A 15,071-nucleotide genomic window follows, 5' to 3' on the forward strand; every position below is an offset into this window, starting at 1 on the left:
CGGCACCAGCGAGACGATCGCGAACCTCGCCGTGGGCGAGAGCACCACGATCTCGACCTCCTACGCGATCACCCAGGACGATATCGACAACAACGGCGGCGGCGACGGCGACATCGACAACACCGCAACCGCGGACAGCACCGAGACCGATCCGGTCGAGGACAGCGAAGACGTACCGGTGGTGCAGAACCCGGCGATCGAGATAGACAAGCAAACCATCCTGTTCACAACGGATGGCGAGATTGACGAGATCGGCGATGATCTACAGGGGGCTCTGCCGGGGGATGAAGTGACCTGGATGTACACGGTCACAAATTCCGGGAACATCACCATTGACGGCGATTCAATCGTTATCGTCGACGACAATGGCACGCCTTTCGACCCAACCGACGATTTCGACAATACCGGGCTTACAAGCCCGAACATCGTAGGTGTCGACGAAGACGGCAACAACTTCAACGATGGCGACACGAACGAGAATGGAGAGCTCGACGTCGGAGAAAGCTGGGTCTATGTGGCGGAACCGAAGTCTGTCGTGCCCTCTGGCATCTTCAGCTACAGGAATATCGCCGAAGTCAACGCCACGGCTGTCAATGACGCTCCAGTCAGCGACTCTGATGACTCCGGCTACTTTGTGCTGAACGCCGGATATGTGACCGACTCGAGTTTCTGTACGTTCGGCGGGACGTTCAATGTCATGTTCTCGCCGGACATGTACGGAACGTACACCCAGAACTCGACCCAACCGGGGCAGTATTTCTACAACTTCTTCGGTGATTTCCAGGATCTGTTTGCTGATGGATCCGATGATCCGAACGTACTGACGCTGCACATACCGGACGGGTTCGCGCTGCAATCTCCTGACGCGTTCTTTGAAAATGCAGTCCACGTCTATACGGACCTGGCAGATCCGGTCCTGTCCGAAACACAGGACATCTGTTTCGGTTTCGAACAGGCCACCGAAGTGTCGCGTGACGAGTATGAAGTGAGTTACGTATATTCTGAAGACGGCTCTTTCGATGTTGTCATCACCTTCGACGACGACAACTCGGCACATGGTCTTTTCGCAGCGAACGTCCACCTCGACTTTGAGACCGAGGACAGCAGCGGTTGGCAGATGCTCGACAACGACGCTGTCAACGGTCCAGGACCGGGCGCAAACTTGGCGAACGACGTCGATATCTATGCATCGGACCAGATCCTGGATGGTACAGAATATATCTTCTATGCCACCACCGGAGCCGACGGCGTGGATGTCGTTTCCACTAGCGAGGACAGCGTCTACAACGACAACGACTTCAAGAAGTATTCCGGCAAGGGTTTCGGCGGTTTCGTCTGGGATGACGAAAACGGCGACGGAGACCTGGATGACGGTGAAGGTGTTGGCGGCGCGACCCTGGAACTCTTCAAATGGGAAAATGGCTCTTGGGTCCATAGAGAAACCATGATCACCGATGAAGACGGCTGGTACAACTCGGTCTATACTCACAAGGGCAAAGCCTCGGACTACAGGATCGAACTGCTGGATGAAGTGGGTGATCTCTACGCAGACGAAGATGGCATCCAACTCGGTAAGGGGCACCATTTCGAGATGGTCAATTTCGAAGTCGAAGCCGATGATTTTGACGGCATTTGACAAGAGATCGCCTTATCTATCACTCAGGAGCGGCGCCCCGGCGCCGCTCCAGTTACCGCTGAGGCAATGAAATTTGCGCAGATCGCTCCGCCAATCCGAACAGGCACAAAACCATATATCCCGTCGAGATGCGGAGCGACAGAAAACACGCGAAACAAGAGCAGATATCTTTTCAAATGAAACAGAAAAACAAGTTTGAACTGATACTTAGAGAGGCCAAGGGGCAGTTCCCAGCTCTGTTCATTTTCAGCTTCTTCGTCAACGTCCTGTTGCTGACGACGCCGATGTACATGATGCAGATATTCGATCGGGTGTTGTCCAGCGGATCGACCGACACGCTGATCTGGCTGAGTGTCATCGTCATCGCATCGCTGATCGTGTATGGACTTCTGGATCAGGTTCGAAAACGGCTTTTGACACGGATCGGATCGTGGCTAGAAGCTGAGCTGGCTCCAATTGTTGTTCGCAGATCGATAAGAGCGAAAATCCAAGACAGCAAAGCCGAGGCCAGCCTGGAAAATGTTTCCGATATCCGGAATTTTCTGGGGGGCGATGCCATTCTTGCCTTCCTCGATGCGCCTTGGATGCCGGTTTTCCTGGCCGTCATCTGGCTTCTGCATCCTATTCTTGGAGCAATCTCTCTTATTGGAGCAATCCTCATATTCCTGTTGGCCTTGATCAACGATCGCTTGACGAGGGCCCGGCAGTCGGAAGTGAACAAGAAGTTGCGTGCGGCCCAGCATTCGGCCAGTGCCTATGTCAGTGGTGCGGGCACGGTCAGCGCACTTGGCATGACCGACACGTTGATCGGTCGATGGCGCGAAAGCCTCCGGCCGGTTCGGGCCAGGGCTGTCAATGTGATGGACACCAACGCGCGTGTCGCGACATTGTCCCGCGTTCTCCGACTGGCAATGCAGGTCATGGTTTTGGGCTCAGGGGCCGCACTTGTATTGCGTGCGGAACTCACACCGGGAGGGATGATTGCCGCATCGGTGATCATGGCACGCGCCTTGTCCCCGGTGGAACGTTCGATCACCGCCTGGCGCAATTTTGCGCTTTTCAGGATAAGCCGAGCCCAATTGGCTGACCTATTCAACGCGGTTCCCGACGACATTGAAACACTAAAGTTGCCGCGGCCTGAAGGTAAACTGGTTGTCGAGGGGTTGCATTACAGGGCGCCTAACGGATCCGTTCCCATTCTGAAGCGTATTGATTTCAGCCTTGTCCCAGGAACCGCATGTGGAATTATCGGACCGTCCGGTTCGGGTAAGACAACCTTGTGCAAGATCATGGTCGGAGCGTTGCGTCCGGACTTTGGCACGGTACGTCTAGATGACGCCGATGTGGCGACTTGGGATCCTGCCGATCTAGGGCAGTATGTCGGGTACCTTTCCCAAGAGATAGAGTTGTTCCCGGGTACCGTTGCAGAAAACATTGCGCGTATGCGGCCCACCAAGGACGAAGAAATTATCGAAGCCGCTAAGCTTGCCGGTGCCCACAAGATGATCCTGAACATGCCTAATGGATATGAAACACAGGTCGGACCATCCGGTATGCTGCTGTCTGGTGGACAAAGACAACGTATCGCGATTGCCCGTGCTATGTTTGGCGATCCCGCCCTCTTGGTTCTGGACGAACCCAATTCGAATCTGGACGGCGATGGCGAAGTCGCGTTGATGCGGGCGCTAACCGAATTCAAGAAGCGTGGTCGCACCATCGTCATGGTTGCTCATCAACCGAACCTGCTGCGTGTCGCGGACATGGTGATAGTTCTGAAGGAAGGTCAGGTAGCAAATTTCGGGCCTCGGGATCAGGTTCTGCAATCACTGATGAAAGTACCCCTGAACTCAGGTCCTAAGTCCGATGGAAAGGCGGCACTCAAGCCCGCACAGCTCAAAACCGCCCCACCGGAGGGTTAAGAGATGCTTTTTGACAATGAATTCCTTGAATCCGTTGTATCCAATGGTCAAAGATGGCTGGACGAAGAACCAGCCATCGTAGTCTTGGTCGTGGCCATCGTTCTAGTCTTTCTATTCATCCTGTTCAAACTCTTCCGCTACAAACGGACCGAACTCGTCTACCAAAGCGGCTCTTTGGCACGAGTGACTCGTGGAACAAGGGTTTTGGGATATGCTGTAATCGTGTTGTTTTTCGGCGGCTTCGGTACGTGGGCGGCCCTTGCTCCGTTGGCAGGAGCTGCAATCGCATCGGGTGTCGTGAGCCCCGAAGGCTCTCGAAAGACAATACAACATTTGGAAGGTGGCATCATCGAAGCCATTCATGTGCGCGAAGGCGATAACGTAGATACGGGTACGCCGCTTGTGACGCTTCGCAACACGCGTGCACTGGCCAGATATGAAGAACTGGCAGAACGTCGGAATTTCCTGCTTGCTCTAGAGGCCCGACTGACAGCGGAACAACTCGGCGCATCAGAGATTGCTTTCCCGGAAGAGCTTTCGTCCGGCTCAAATCCAAAGGTTGATCTCACCATTAACACGCAACGAGCCTTATTCAAGGATCGGAGTGAGGTTCAGCAAGCTCGCGAACAGATCATGCAACAACGAATTGCCCAGTTGGATGAAGAGATATCCGGGTTGGAAGAAGTCATTGTATCTCAGAATGTACAGCTAGACCTAATCGCAAGCGAAATCGACAGCACCCGAGAGTTGCGAAGCAAGGGATTGGCGCGCCAATCTGTACTGCTGGAACTGGAACGCGAGCAGGCAAAAATTACCGGTGAAATGGCCCTCAACAAAGCATCTATAGCTCGCAATCGGCAAAGGATTGGCGAAACCGAACTCCAACTTCTGGCAACGCGCCAACAACTCAAGGAGGAGGCAAGTACCGAGTTGGCGGAGCTTCGAACGGAACTGACTGCTATTGAAAGTCAGCTGCCTGAACGTGCGGATACCTTGGCACGCACAGTTGTCTTCGCCCCCATAGCGGGCAAGGTTTTGAATGTCCGAGTCACTACAGAGGCGGGAGGTGTGATTGGATCGGGAGAACCGATCCTGGATATCGTCCCCAACGATGCGGCGCTCTTGATTGACGCGAGGGTTCGTCCACAGGACATAGACACGGTTTTGCCAGGAATGCGGGCCCAGGTCGTACTGACAGCGTTCAACCAGAGGTATCTACCTAGAATATGGGGTAATGTTCTTACAGTTTCAGCCGACCGTCTGGTGGATGAAAAAACCGACGTACCCTACTTTCTGGCAAAAGTTGCGATTGATCCCGGTGAACTGGATACGATTTCCAAAGATCTGAAGCTTGTCGCAGGTATGCCGGCTGAAGTGATGATCTACACCGGTGACCGGACCTTGCTTGATATGCTCGCACGCCCATTTTCGGACAGTCTACGCAGGAGTTTCCGCGCGGAGAATTAAGATTCGGAACGAACATCAGTTTGATTAACGTGCACACAAACCACTCCACTCATGTTGAAATCCACTAAAAGGAAAGACTTGAAATGGCCAAGAAATCGCTTTTGATTTATGAAAACGCTGTCCCTCTGTCGAAAGAAGTACACAGAAACCTGAGCGTTGATTTTTCCGGGGGATATGGTTTCGCTGCGGAACTGAATACGATCCCGGTCGTTGCAGAAGAATTTCCACTTGTCGCAGCCGGGCTTCCAATCATCTTTGCACAATCGGAAAAAGGCGCAATGCCATCCGCGCTGGTTGGATTGCGCAACAACGAAAACCTGTGTGTCTCTGAGGATGGCCAATGGCAAGGCAGGTATTTGCCAGCCTTTCTGAGACGCTACCCCTTCGTTTTTTCCAAGGATGAGGGTAGGAACAATTACGTATTGTGCATAGATTCAAGCTTTTCTGGACTGAATGATCAGGGCAAGGGAGACAAGTTATTCGACGACAATGGCGAGGCTTCGGAATTCACCAAGGACAAGCTTGGCCTCACCACCAGCTTTCAGAAACAGTTTCAGATCACCAGAGATTTCGGTGAACGCCTTGTCGAACTGGACCTTCTGCGGGACGGTGAAGTCCAGTTTCAGACGCCCAGTGGTGACAAAGGTGTCACCAAGGGTTTCATGACGGTCGATCACGACAAACTCATGTCCCTTTCCGAAGGAGAGTTGGGAGCGCTTGCCAAGTCCGGCGACTTGGAGTTGATCCACATTCATATCCAATCCCTGCGCAACGTAGAGGTTTTGGGACGCGCGTTGATACAGCATCTGCAGGCTGAACGGCCTGACGCGTCCTCAAAAGATACTTAGCCCGAAGTTGCGAATAGGAATTCGCTCGCCTGAAGTTCGGAGACCATCACATTGTCGATTTGAATGGTGTTGCCGTTGAAACTCAACAATGTTCCGGACTGGTTGCTCATCAGGCTAAGATCGTCAAAGCCGACGCCGGTATCGCGCAGCTCGATCTTGTCGACACCAATCTGAAAGTCTTCAATCCTGTCTGCACCCCAGTTTGGCAGGAACACGAACACGTCCGCCCCTGAATTGCCGATCAAAACGTTATTCTCGGCGTTACCAATCAGCGTATCGTTTCCAAATCCCCCCCGCGCTTCTTCCAGGTCAGTACCAAACGCGACGGCAATGTTTTCGCGGATAGGATACCAGCCGAACGCTGTGCCCGAGGTACTGAAGGAACCCTGATTGAGATTCAACAAGACATCCGTGGCCGAAGCTGCCGCATCCAGAACGTCCCAGCCACCGGAATCGGAAATTGTCTGAACGGTATCAACCAAATTGGCGACATCATAGACGTCGTCCGAAGAAGTGTCCTGAGAGTTACTCCCATAAAGAAACTGCAAGGCTGCCATATCATACGACATGTATGTCGATGCATCGATCCCAGCCGATGTAGGATGTTGGGAATATGCCATCACAGTGTATTGGTTATTCATTTCTGAAGCAGGAAGCACTTGTCCCTCGTGTGCGTGCTTCATCCCCAAGGCATGCCCCAACTCATGAAGTATCAGCAGCATCTCCGAGCCACCAACTTCCGGTGTGGCTGAACCGAAGGCCTGAAGGTCAAACCAGACATCACCGGAAACATCAGTTGTGCCCGGCGAATAGGCTTGCCCGCTTCCTTTGGGCAAGTCAGCAATGCCGAACGTTATGTCGCCGATCTCGCCTGTCGCCTCTACAAACTTGATTCCTGTGAAGCTTTGCACATGCTCCAACACCGCCAGCACTGCCTCCATTTGGCCAGTATTCAGGGACTGAAAGCCCTGACGCTCGACAGCATTTGCGCCATAGTAGACAGGCACCTCAGTGAGAAAGGAGAATGTGATAGTCGTAGCGCTTCCAAGTTGAGACGTCGAGTTCCAACGAATGTCTGTATCATTGGCACCATCTGGCAACAGCGCTTCAAGTACGTAGACCGGAACCAACAGGCTTTCTGCCGGTACAGGTTCCACAGGGTCTTCTACCGGCGTCGGCACCGCGAGGGAGGAAACGGATACCATCGCGTCAGAGAACGAAAACCACTCGACATCCAGCAGATAGTCTACCGAGTACTGTCCGGGAGATAGAGATGTAACTTCCACAAAGCCACCGGAGAGTTCAATCCGGTACTCCTCCCTCAGTCCGGAAAACACGGCCGTGTCCTCCCCTGCTCCCCCGTCCAAGGTGTCGGAACCTAGACCACCCGACAACGTATCGTTACCGTCCAAGCCCCGGAGAACGTTGTCACCATCGTTACCAATGATCTGGTTCCCGAGTTCGTTTCCGGTTCCGTTCAGATCTAATTGGCCAACAAGGGTCAGATTTTCGATCCAATCTCCAAGCGTGAAATTTGACTCTGCAATGACAGTGTCAATTCCGCCATTCCTGGGTTCGGATATGGTGTCAAACTCGCTGAAGACATAGAAGATATCGTCTGAACGACTTCCCTTCAGAAACTGAAAGTTGTTTCCGCCACTATCTGACCCGTTGGACTTTCTCGATTTTGGCATGCTAGGCGTCGGAAGGAAACTTCACCAGCTCGAACTACATGTCGCAAACAATCAATACAGTGCAGCCCCCCAGCAGCACCGTGTCTCCACAGCTTACCGATTTTAGCGGCAATGGATGATCGCAAGCACAGAGGCAGCGTCCGCCAAGTATTGACACAAGTGTCCCAAGGCGGTCTGGCGCGATAAGCCCAACCTTTCCTTATGTTGTTTTCGGAGGACAGGACCATCGCGCTGAATTCAGTCAACTACGCGGCGTGAATGAAGCAAAAATGAGGCATCCGCGGGTACTGGTGGAGAGCCTCAGGGAGGTTGGGCTTGGCCTGCCCCCTGCCGGTCCCGCATTCATAACGAGAGTCTGCAGGTTGCCTCACGGCCTTCATGGAAACCAGCAACTGCGCACGCAGGCTCAAGACCCTCAACGGTCTCACGCCTTATGAATACATCTGCAAGATATGGAAATAGGAGCCAGACAGATTCACTCTAAATCCGATCCACCAGATGCCGGGATTGAACAGTTGGGGTCGGCGCCGTCCCTAACCACATATCGATCGCCGCTTAACTTCGCAGGCTCGATCTCTTTCGGTAGTTCTCCGGCGCGGTATAAGGCGCAGCCCTTGATTCTGATCGCCGCGACCGATTACCGACGGATTTCACGAAACCCTTACCTGTTACCCCAAACGTTACGCCAAGGGAGTCCTGTGTCTGGATTTCGGGTGCTCTTGCTGCTACGTCTTTGATTTCATGGTACCGCCTCCCTGGCTTGAACAGGGGACCTCTGGATCCACAATCCAGCGCTCTAACCAACTGAGCTAAGGCGGCACCGTGAAGGGCGATGTACCCAACCGGGTTTCGGATTGCAAGAGGGTCAGAGGGTAATTTTCCAGGTTTGCTCGACCAGGTCGACACCAAAGGAATGCACCGGTTTGCTGTCGGTCAACTGCCAGCCGGTGGCGGCATACAGCGCACAGGCTGCGCGGTGGCTTTCGTGGGTCCACAGCTGCATCTGCGTATACCCCTTGTCGCGCGCAAATCCCATGCAGGTGTCGAGCAGACGACGGCCCAGGCCCCGCCCGCGCGCCTCGGGTACCAGCAGGAACAGGCGCAGTTTTGCGGTGGTCTCGTCCAGCCGGACGCAAAATATACTGCCCAGCCGTTGACCGGCCTCTTCGGCAATCCAGCCCCGTTCGCAGGTCGGATCATGATCCGCGATGAAGGCACCCAGGATCTCGGCCACCAGCGGCGCGAAACTGTCGTCGAACCCCTCTGCCTCGGCGTAGAGGGTGCCGTGCCGTTCAACCAGCCAGAGGGTGTCATCTGCCCGAAACGGGCGCAGGGTTACACTGTCCATGCGCCATCTAACCTTGCAACCGACTTGATTCTCAACCCGCGCCAGTCTAGTCGGGCCAGAGCATTCCCGGAGGCACACATGGGCATCAACACCGAACGCGACATCGAGGCGAATCTTCAGATCGGCCCAACCGACGCCGGTATGGTGCGGCTTTTCATCGACGCAAACGGTATCGAGATCCCGATGGATTTCGACCCTGAGGAAGCCGAGGAAATCGCCGATGAAATCCGCGCGGCGGCCCAGGCCGCCCGGACCATGGGCAAGCGCTGACGCCGGACATCAGTCATAGGTAAAGACCCCGTGCCCTTCGGGGTCGCGCAGCGCCAGCAACCGCCGCGCGGCATGTATGGCGAATCTCTGTGTCAGCACCTTGCGCCGGGCCGGCGCAACCTTTTGTTCGGGCGCCATGCGCAGAATCTCGGCATCATAGGCATCGGCGATGATCAGCCCGGTATCAGCGGGTAACAACTCGGTCGGGAACTCGGAATCCACCGCCCAGAAATAGCGGTCGCACCACTCCTGATACCCCTGCCACTTGGTGTCGGCGAGAAAATCGGCCCGGCCTGACTTGCATTCGATCACCCAGATCTCGCCCTTCGGGCCCAACCCCATGACATCGACACGCAGGCCGCGCGCCGGGACAAATTCCTCGATCGAAACGAAGCCATGCGCATTCAGATGCCGCGCCACGCCACGCGCCAGTCTCTGTCCGGGTTGTAGATCGAGTACCATGCATCACAACGTGAACAATAAGTGAACAAAAATCAAGACGTGATAATTTTCGGGGCACCTCATGGGCGTTCTTGCTCCGGACGTCCTTCCGACCGGTTCAAGCGGATATTGTTGATGCCGGGCAGCGGTCCGGATTCGACGTCAGCCAAGACCGCCATGCTGACTGGTTGATAGGATGGAGCGATATGCACAAGCTCCCTTGCGGTACCACCCCGAAAACCGCCTCGACTTGCCGCGCCGTCCCAAAATCACCTCTCGATTCAAGGGGGGTGCGGCCATTTATCTTGATCCAGATCAAACTCCGCCATTGATGCGGCACGGCACACATTCTAAAACCAGCGGGAATCCGCGCGGCCCGGAGATGCCGGGCTGCGCGTAAAATCTGCAAGGAGGCACCTAAATGGCAGACGCAGCCATTCATGGTCACGGGCATGAGGACAACCGCGGTTTCTTTACCCGCTGGTTCATGTCGACCAACCACAAGGACATCGGGATCCTGTACCTGATCTTTTCGGCCATCGCCGGTCTGATCTCGGTGCTGATGACCGTCTATATGCGGCTCGAGCTGATGCATCCGGGCGTGCAGTACATGTGCATGGAAGGCTTCATGGCCGACCCCTGCACCCCCAACGGGCACCTCTGGAACGTGATGATCACCTATCACGGCGTCCTGATGATGTTCTTCGTGGTGATCCCGGCACTGTTCGGCGGTTTCGGCAACTTCTTCATGCCGTTGCAGATCGGTGCGCCGGACATGGCCTTCCCGCGCATGAACAACCTCAGCTTCTGGCTCTATGTCGCCGGGACCTCGCTGGGCGTTGCCTCGCTGCTGTCACCGGGCGGGAACGACCAGCTGGGCTCGGGCGTGGGCTGGGTTCTCTACCCGCCGCTGAGCACCACCGAGGGCGGCATGTCGATGGATCTGGCGATCTTTGCCGTGCACCTGTCGGGCGCCTCCTCGATCCTGGGTGCGATCAACATGATCACCACCTTCCTGAACATGCGCGCTCCGGGCATGACGCTCTTCAAGGTGCCGCTGTTCTCGTGGTCGATCTTTGTCACCTCGTGGCTGATCCTGTTGTCGCTGCCGGTTCTGGCCGGCGCCATCACCATGCTGCTGATGGACCGCAACTTCGGTTTCACCTTCTTTGATCCGGCAGGCGGCGGTGACCCGATCCTGTACCAGCACATCCTGTGGTTCTTTGGCCATCCGGAAGTGTATATCGTGATCCTGCCCGGCTTTGGCATCATATCTCATGTCATCGCCACCTTCTCGCGCAAGCCCGTGTTCGGCTATCTGCCGATGGTCTGGGCGATCATCGCGATTGGCGCGCTGGGTTTTGTCGTCTGGGCGCACCATATGTACACCGTCGGCATGTCGCTGAACCAGCAGGCCTATTTCATGCTGGCCACGATGGTCATCGCGGTGCCCACGGGCGTCAAGGTGTTCAGCTGGATTGCCACCATGTGGGGCGGCTCGATCGAGTTCAAGACGCCGATGCTCTTTGCCTTCGGCTTCCTGTTCCTGTTCACCGTCGGCGGTGTGACCGGCGTTGTGCTCAGCCAGGCCTCGCTGGACCGTGCCTATCACGACACCTACTACGTGGTTGCACACTTCCACTACGTGATGAGCTTGGGTGCCGTGTTCGCGATCTTTGCCGGTATGTACTACTACCTGGGCAAGATGTCGGGCCGTCAGTATCCCGAGTTCTGGGGTAAGGTGCACTTCTGGATGTTCTTCATCGGTGCCAACCTGACCTTCTTCCCCCAGCACTTCCTGGGCCGTCAGGGCATGCCGCGTCGTTACATCGACTATCCGGAAGCTTTCGCCTACTGGAACTACATCTCGTCCTGGGGTGCATTCATCTCGTTCGCCTCGTTCCTGCTGTTCTTTGTCATCGTGTTCTACACGCTGACCCGTGGCGCCCGCGTCACCCAGAACAACTACTGGAACGAATATGCCGACACGCTGGAATGGACCCTGCCCTGCCCGCCGCCCGAACATACGTTCGAGACGCTGCCCAAGCAGGAAGACTGGGACAAGAGCCACGCGCACTGAGCGTAAGGCTGACCACGGAAACGGAGAACCCCGCCTTGGCGGGGTTTTCTTTTGCCAAGCCGCCGTCATCAGGTCAGTCGCAGGGCGCATCCGGCGCGATCTGGTATCGGAACGGGCAACACCTGCCACCGGCCATGATCGTTGTCTCGCGCATCATCCGAACTTCGGGGGCTGAACGGTCTGCGATATGGTTATCTAGCTCGCAGGTCAGGATTGCGCCGAGATCAGGCTCGCCGAGATTACGGAAGAAATCGGCATACCGGCAGCGGATCACATCAACCGAAAGGGTCCGGTCGTCTTGCTCGACCACTTTCAAGTCCAGATCACCGGTAAACATCGTCGCCACCTTGTCAGAGGTTTCCCGCCAGTTTTCGGTGGGGTTCCCATCGGTCGCAGCGATGGAAGCGATCCATTCCCTCATACTGTCGCGGAGCACTGGATAGACCAGTGCATTGGCGGCCTCTTCGCCCAGTTCAGCACGCAAGTGGCGCAGCAGCGGCACCAGGACCTCGGTCTGAACCTCGACCCGCTGCATGAGCGTGAGCGCCGTCCCCTTGTCCTTGTTCATCACATCCCTCCCTTGGAGACGACTATGTCTCTCGATGGCATTCTACACTCAAACCGACCCGTTTACTCAAAATCAGACACCCAGCAGAACACGACGGGTAACGGCGGCGGACAGAGACAGAGCCTTGGATAGCGTTGCAAAAAGCCAACGCTCTTTGACCGTGACACTGTCGATGCAGCGTGGCGCTGGTCAAGAGCATGGATTTATGGCGTTTTTAGCTAAAATAAAGAACAACAAGCGAGGCAGAGATGCGGCAGACATGGAGTGTTTTCTCCATGGTGTGCGAACCTGTGGAGGTTCTTCGACGGTTTGTCGAACATAACCTGACCATGGGGGCCAGTTATGTGCACCTGTTCTTCGACAATCCCGATGACCCGGCATATGACGAATTTGCCAATCAGCCCGGAGTGATCACGCAGCGCTGCGATGTCGCCTATTGGGCACGGATGGACCGGCGCAGACCGCCCTATGTCGAACGACGGCAGCTGCTAAACGGCAGGGTCGCATATGAGCGCTGCCTGACCGACTGGCAGGCGCATTTCGATGCCGACGAACTGGTGCTGACCCAAGGCACGACTCTGGGAGAACTGCTGGCTCGCGTTCCCGGCAGCTTTCAGACCGCACATCTGGGCACGGTGGAACCGATGCTGACCGGCGAAACCTCCAATGGGCAGGTACCCTTCCGGCGCTCGGTCCGGCATCTGAAGTATCGCGCCCGGCTGCATGTCTATGGCGACGATCTGCATGTGTTTCGCAATGGCCTGTTCGGGCATTACCAGGGCAAATCAATCCTGCGCGCCGGGCTTTCCGGCTGGAGCCACGGCATCCATTTCCCGCGCCCCTCGGCACCCGAGGTCCACAACGCGATCTTCGAGTTGAACGATGCTCATATCGCCCATATGCACTGCGAGAGCCGCGATCTCTGGGTAAAGCGCACGATGGGGAAGATGCGCGACACCGGTTATAACCTGCGCACGGGAAGCTATGATCTGTTGCCGCTGGTGGCGCCGGAAACCACCGGGCCAGAGAAACCGGCCGAGGAAGATCTGGTTGCGATCCTCAGCGGGTTTTACGACCGCGTCAGCCTGCTGTCCGATAGCTTGCGCGCCCGGATGGAAGCATTTGACTTGCTCCAGTATCACGAGGTCGAGAGGCTCGGCTGAGCACTGGACGCCGGGCGCGCAGGTGATAGATTTCGCCCATGCCCTATGATTGGAAACAGCGCGCGGACAGCGTGCGGGAACTGCATCTCTGGCCGCATAACTCGCTGCCTCCGCGCGGGGCGGCGGCGTTCATCCTGACGCTTTTTGCGTTCGGCTCGATGCCCCTGATCGCGGTACTCGGGTCCAAGCTCTTGTGGGGTTTGCTGCCGTTTCTGTTGATCTCGGTCGCGGGGCTGTGGCTGGCGATCGAGATGAACTATCGCCAGCGCCGCGTCCTGGAAGTGCTGACGCTCGATCCCGAGCGGGCGCATCTGGTACGGCACAATCCGCGCGGCGCGACGCAGGAATGGGACTGCAACCGGTACTGGGCGCGCGCCACGATGCATGCACAGGGCGGACCGGTGCCCTATTACGTCACCCTTCAGGGCGCCGGGCGCGAGGTCGAGATCGGCGCCTTCCTGTCCGAGGATGAGCGCATCGCGCTCTACTACGAACTGCAACGAGCGCTGGCGCGGTGATTGACAGGTGGTTCGCAGACCGCTACTCACACCCCATGCAACCGACGTTCGCCTTCATCAGCACCGTCTATTATCCGCCGTTCTCATAACGGCGGCTGCATTTTCTGTTCAACCGCCGCGATCCGGCGGTCCGAACATCCTTAAGCCCAGACCATATGACCCGGCATCGCGGCCCCTTCGGAGCCTGTCATGTCCTGTCATCTCACCTTCTCTTCCATCGGCCTCCTCGGCTTTGGCGCCTTTGGGCGCCTCGTCGCCGCCCATCTTGCGCCGCACCTTCCCTGCCTGGTCCACGACCCTGCATTGGTCCCGGGAACCGCCCTGCCCCAGGGTGCCACCGCCACCAGCCTATCAGAGGCGGCGGGGTGCGATCTGGTCATCCTGGCGATGGCGGTGGCCGATATGGCGGCGGCCTGCCGCGCCATTGCACCGCATCTGCGGCCCGCTACGGTGGTGGCCGATGTGGGCTCGGTCAAACTAGGCCCCGCCGCCATCATGCGGGCACATCTGCCCGCGCATGTGGGGCTGGTGGGCACCCATCCGCTGTTCGGCCCGCAAAGCGCGCGAGACGGCATAGCGGGCCGCAAGATCGCGATCTGCCCGATCCGGGGCAAGGCCCACCTGCCGGTAGCCGCCTTTCTGCGCGCGCGTCTGGGGCTGCGGGTGATCATCACCACGCCCGAGGCGCATGACCGCGAGGCAGCGACGGTGCAGGGGCTGACCCATCTGATCGCGCAAGCCCTGCACCGCATGGCCCCCCTGCCCAGCCGGATGACCACGACCAGTTTCGATCTGCTCATACAGGCGGCCGATATGGTCCGCCACGATCCGCCCGGCGTGCTGGCAGCGATCGAAAGCGCCAATCCATTTGCGGCACCGGTACGGGCGGAATTCCAGGCTTTGATCGCCGGGCTCGACCGCGCCTATGCCGCCCCGGACTGAAAAAAGGTCCACGCCAGCGGGCCTCAAACTGCTGACAAAGCCCTCGCGTTGTGCGGGGGCTTTTGATTCAATGGGGTCTGTTGAGAAAGCCTTCGCCACGGCAAACCGCGCTTGAGATGGCGACGCTGGAGCGGTTGGCGCCCAGCGATCATCTTTTGCGCAAGGTCGACGCCCCGA

At 56.8% G+C, this 15,071-nt stretch carries 13 protein-coding genes and 1 tRNA gene; 9 read left to right on the plus strand and 5 right to left on the minus strand.

Annotation, left to right across the window (positions count from 1 at the left end; genetic code table 11):
- The 4 genes from OE747_RS24000 to OE747_RS24015 form a co-directional block, all read left to right on the plus strand.
- A partial coding sequence (locus OE747_RS24000; protein WP_404818359.1) for a hypothetical protein occupies window positions 1-1,636 on the plus strand: 1,636 nt, incomplete at its 5' end.
- A 176-nt stretch (window positions 1,637-1,812) separates the two neighbouring features.
- Window positions 1,813-3,555 (plus strand): type I secretion system permease/ATPase, encoded by a 1,743-nt coding sequence (locus OE747_RS24005; RefSeq protein ID WP_263830962.1) that lies wholly within the window; start codon window positions 1,813-1,815, stop codon window positions 3,553-3,555.
- Between the two features lie 3 nt (window positions 3,556-3,558).
- Complete coding sequence (locus tag OE747_RS24010; protein WP_263830963.1) at window positions 3,559-5,022, plus strand: HlyD family type I secretion periplasmic adaptor subunit; 1,464 nt, start codon at window positions 3,559-3,561, stop codon at window positions 5,020-5,022.
- Window positions 5,023-5,105: 83 nt separating this feature from the next.
- The gene (locus OE747_RS24015; protein ID WP_263830964.1) at window positions 5,106-5,870 is read left to right on the plus strand and encodes a SapC family protein; all 765 of its coding nucleotides are present in this window, start codon (window positions 5,106-5,108) and stop codon (window positions 5,868-5,870) included.
- Here the strand turns inward: OE747_RS24015 and OE747_RS24020 are convergent.
- From OE747_RS24020 to OE747_RS24030, 3 genes are all read right to left on the minus strand, one after another.
- A complete protein-coding gene (locus OE747_RS24020) occupies window positions 5,867-7,564 on the minus strand; it encodes a M10 family metallopeptidase C-terminal domain-containing protein (protein ID WP_263830965.1) in 1,698 nt (565 codons plus the stop codon). The two genes, OE747_RS24015 and OE747_RS24020, sit on opposite strands and share 4 nt — an antisense overlap.
- Before the next feature lie 742 nt (window positions 7,565-8,306).
- Window positions 8,307-8,383 (minus strand) — tRNA-His (locus tag OE747_RS24025).
- A 46-nt stretch (window positions 8,384-8,429) separates the two neighbouring features.
- On the minus strand, window positions 8,430-8,912 hold the full coding sequence (locus tag OE747_RS24030) for a GNAT family N-acetyltransferase (protein WP_263830966.1): 483 nt from the start codon (window positions 8,910-8,912) through the stop codon (window positions 8,430-8,432).
- Window positions 8,913-8,990: 78 nt separating this feature from the next.
- On the opposite strand from OE747_RS24030, the gene OE747_RS24035 reads away from it, so the two are divergent.
- Window positions 8,991-9,182, plus strand: coding sequence for a DUF6324 family protein (locus OE747_RS24035; RefSeq protein WP_263830967.1), 192 nt, complete (start codon window positions 8,991-8,993; stop codon window positions 9,180-9,182).
- Window positions 9,183-9,191: 9 nt separating this feature from the next.
- Here OE747_RS24035 and OE747_RS24040 read toward each other — a convergent pair whose 3' ends face one another.
- Window positions 9,192-9,644, minus strand: a complete 453-nt coding sequence (locus tag OE747_RS24040; RefSeq protein WP_263830968.1) for an MmcB family DNA repair protein — start codon at window positions 9,642-9,644, stop codon at window positions 9,192-9,194.
- Between the two features lie 400 nt (window positions 9,645-10,044).
- On the opposite strand from OE747_RS24040, the gene ctaD reads away from it, so the two are divergent.
- Complete coding sequence (gene ctaD / locus OE747_RS24045; protein ID WP_263830969.1) at window positions 10,045-11,703, plus strand: cytochrome c oxidase subunit I; 1,659 nt, start codon at window positions 10,045-10,047, stop codon at window positions 11,701-11,703.
- Window positions 11,704-11,776: 73 nt separating this feature from the next.
- On the opposite strand, the gene OE747_RS24050 is transcribed toward ctaD, so the two are convergent.
- The gene (locus tag OE747_RS24050) at window positions 11,777-12,271 is read right to left on the minus strand and encodes an L-2-amino-thiazoline-4-carboxylic acid hydrolase (RefSeq protein ID WP_263830970.1); all 495 of its coding nucleotides are present in this window, start codon (window positions 12,269-12,271) and stop codon (window positions 11,777-11,779) included.
- A 275-nt stretch (window positions 12,272-12,546) separates the two neighbouring features.
- On the opposite strand from OE747_RS24050, the gene OE747_RS24055 reads away from it, so the two are divergent.
- From OE747_RS24055 to OE747_RS24065, 3 genes are all read left to right on the plus strand, one after another.
- Window positions 12,547-13,434 carry a glycosyltransferase family 2 protein gene (locus OE747_RS24055; protein WP_263830971.1) on the plus strand — a complete coding sequence of 296 codons (888 nt, stop codon included), beginning with the start codon at window positions 12,547-12,549 and terminating at the stop codon, window positions 13,432-13,434.
- Between the two features lie 38 nt (window positions 13,435-13,472).
- On the plus strand, window positions 13,473-13,952 hold the full coding sequence (locus OE747_RS24060) for a DUF2244 domain-containing protein (protein ID WP_263830972.1): 480 nt from the start codon (window positions 13,473-13,475) through the stop codon (window positions 13,950-13,952).
- Window positions 13,953-14,141: 189 nt separating this feature from the next.
- Window positions 14,142-14,894, plus strand: a complete 753-nt coding sequence (locus OE747_RS24065; RefSeq protein ID WP_263830973.1) for a prephenate dehydrogenase/arogenate dehydrogenase family protein — start codon at window positions 14,142-14,144, stop codon at window positions 14,892-14,894.
- The last annotated feature ends 177 nt before the right edge of the window (window positions 14,895-15,071 follow it).

This window comes from Ruegeria aquimaris (assembly GCF_025751555.1).
Taxonomy (GTDB): Bacteria; Pseudomonadota; Alphaproteobacteria; order Rhodobacterales; family Rhodobacteraceae; genus Ruegeria_B; species Ruegeria_B aquimaris.

What these genes read in the sequence shown, in the direction of transcription:
- OE747_RS24005 (WP_263830962.1), top strand. Translation starts at nt 1,813, where the DNA reads ATGAAACAGAAAAACAAGTTTGAACTGATACTTAGAGAGGCCAAGGGG.
- OE747_RS24010 (WP_263830963.1), top strand. Translation starts at nt 3,559, where the DNA reads ATGCTTTTTGACAATGAATTCCTTGAATCCGTTGTATCCAATGGTCAA.
- OE747_RS24015 (WP_263830964.1), top strand. Translation starts at nt 5,106, where the DNA reads ATGGCCAAGAAATCGCTTTTGATTTATGAAAACGCTGTCCCTCTGTCG.
- OE747_RS24020 (WP_263830965.1), bottom strand. Translation starts at nt 7,564, where the DNA reads ATGCCAAAATCGAGAAAGTCCAACGGGTCAGATAGTGGCGGAAACAAC.
- OE747_RS24030 (WP_263830966.1), bottom strand. Translation starts at nt 8,912, where the DNA reads ATGGACAGTGTAACCCTGCGCCCGTTTCGGGCAGATGACACCCTCTGG.
- OE747_RS24035 (WP_263830967.1), top strand. Translation starts at nt 8,991, where the DNA reads ATGGGCATCAACACCGAACGCGACATCGAGGCGAATCTTCAGATCGGC.
- OE747_RS24040 (WP_263830968.1), bottom strand. Translation starts at nt 9,644, where the DNA reads ATGGTACTCGATCTACAACCCGGACAGAGACTGGCGCGTGGCGTGGCG.
- ctaD (WP_263830969.1), top strand. Translation starts at nt 10,045, where the DNA reads ATGGCAGACGCAGCCATTCATGGTCACGGGCATGAGGACAACCGCGGT.
- OE747_RS24050 (WP_263830970.1), bottom strand. Translation starts at nt 12,271, where the DNA reads ATGAACAAGGACAAGGGGACGGCGCTCACGCTCATGCAGCGGGTCGAG.
- OE747_RS24055 (WP_263830971.1), top strand. Translation starts at nt 12,547, where the DNA reads ATGGTGTGCGAACCTGTGGAGGTTCTTCGACGGTTTGTCGAACATAAC.
- OE747_RS24060 (WP_263830972.1), top strand. Translation starts at nt 13,473, where the DNA reads ATGCCCTATGATTGGAAACAGCGCGCGGACAGCGTGCGGGAACTGCAT.
- OE747_RS24065 (WP_263830973.1), top strand. Translation starts at nt 14,142, where the DNA reads ATGTCCTGTCATCTCACCTTCTCTTCCATCGGCCTCCTCGGCTTTGGC.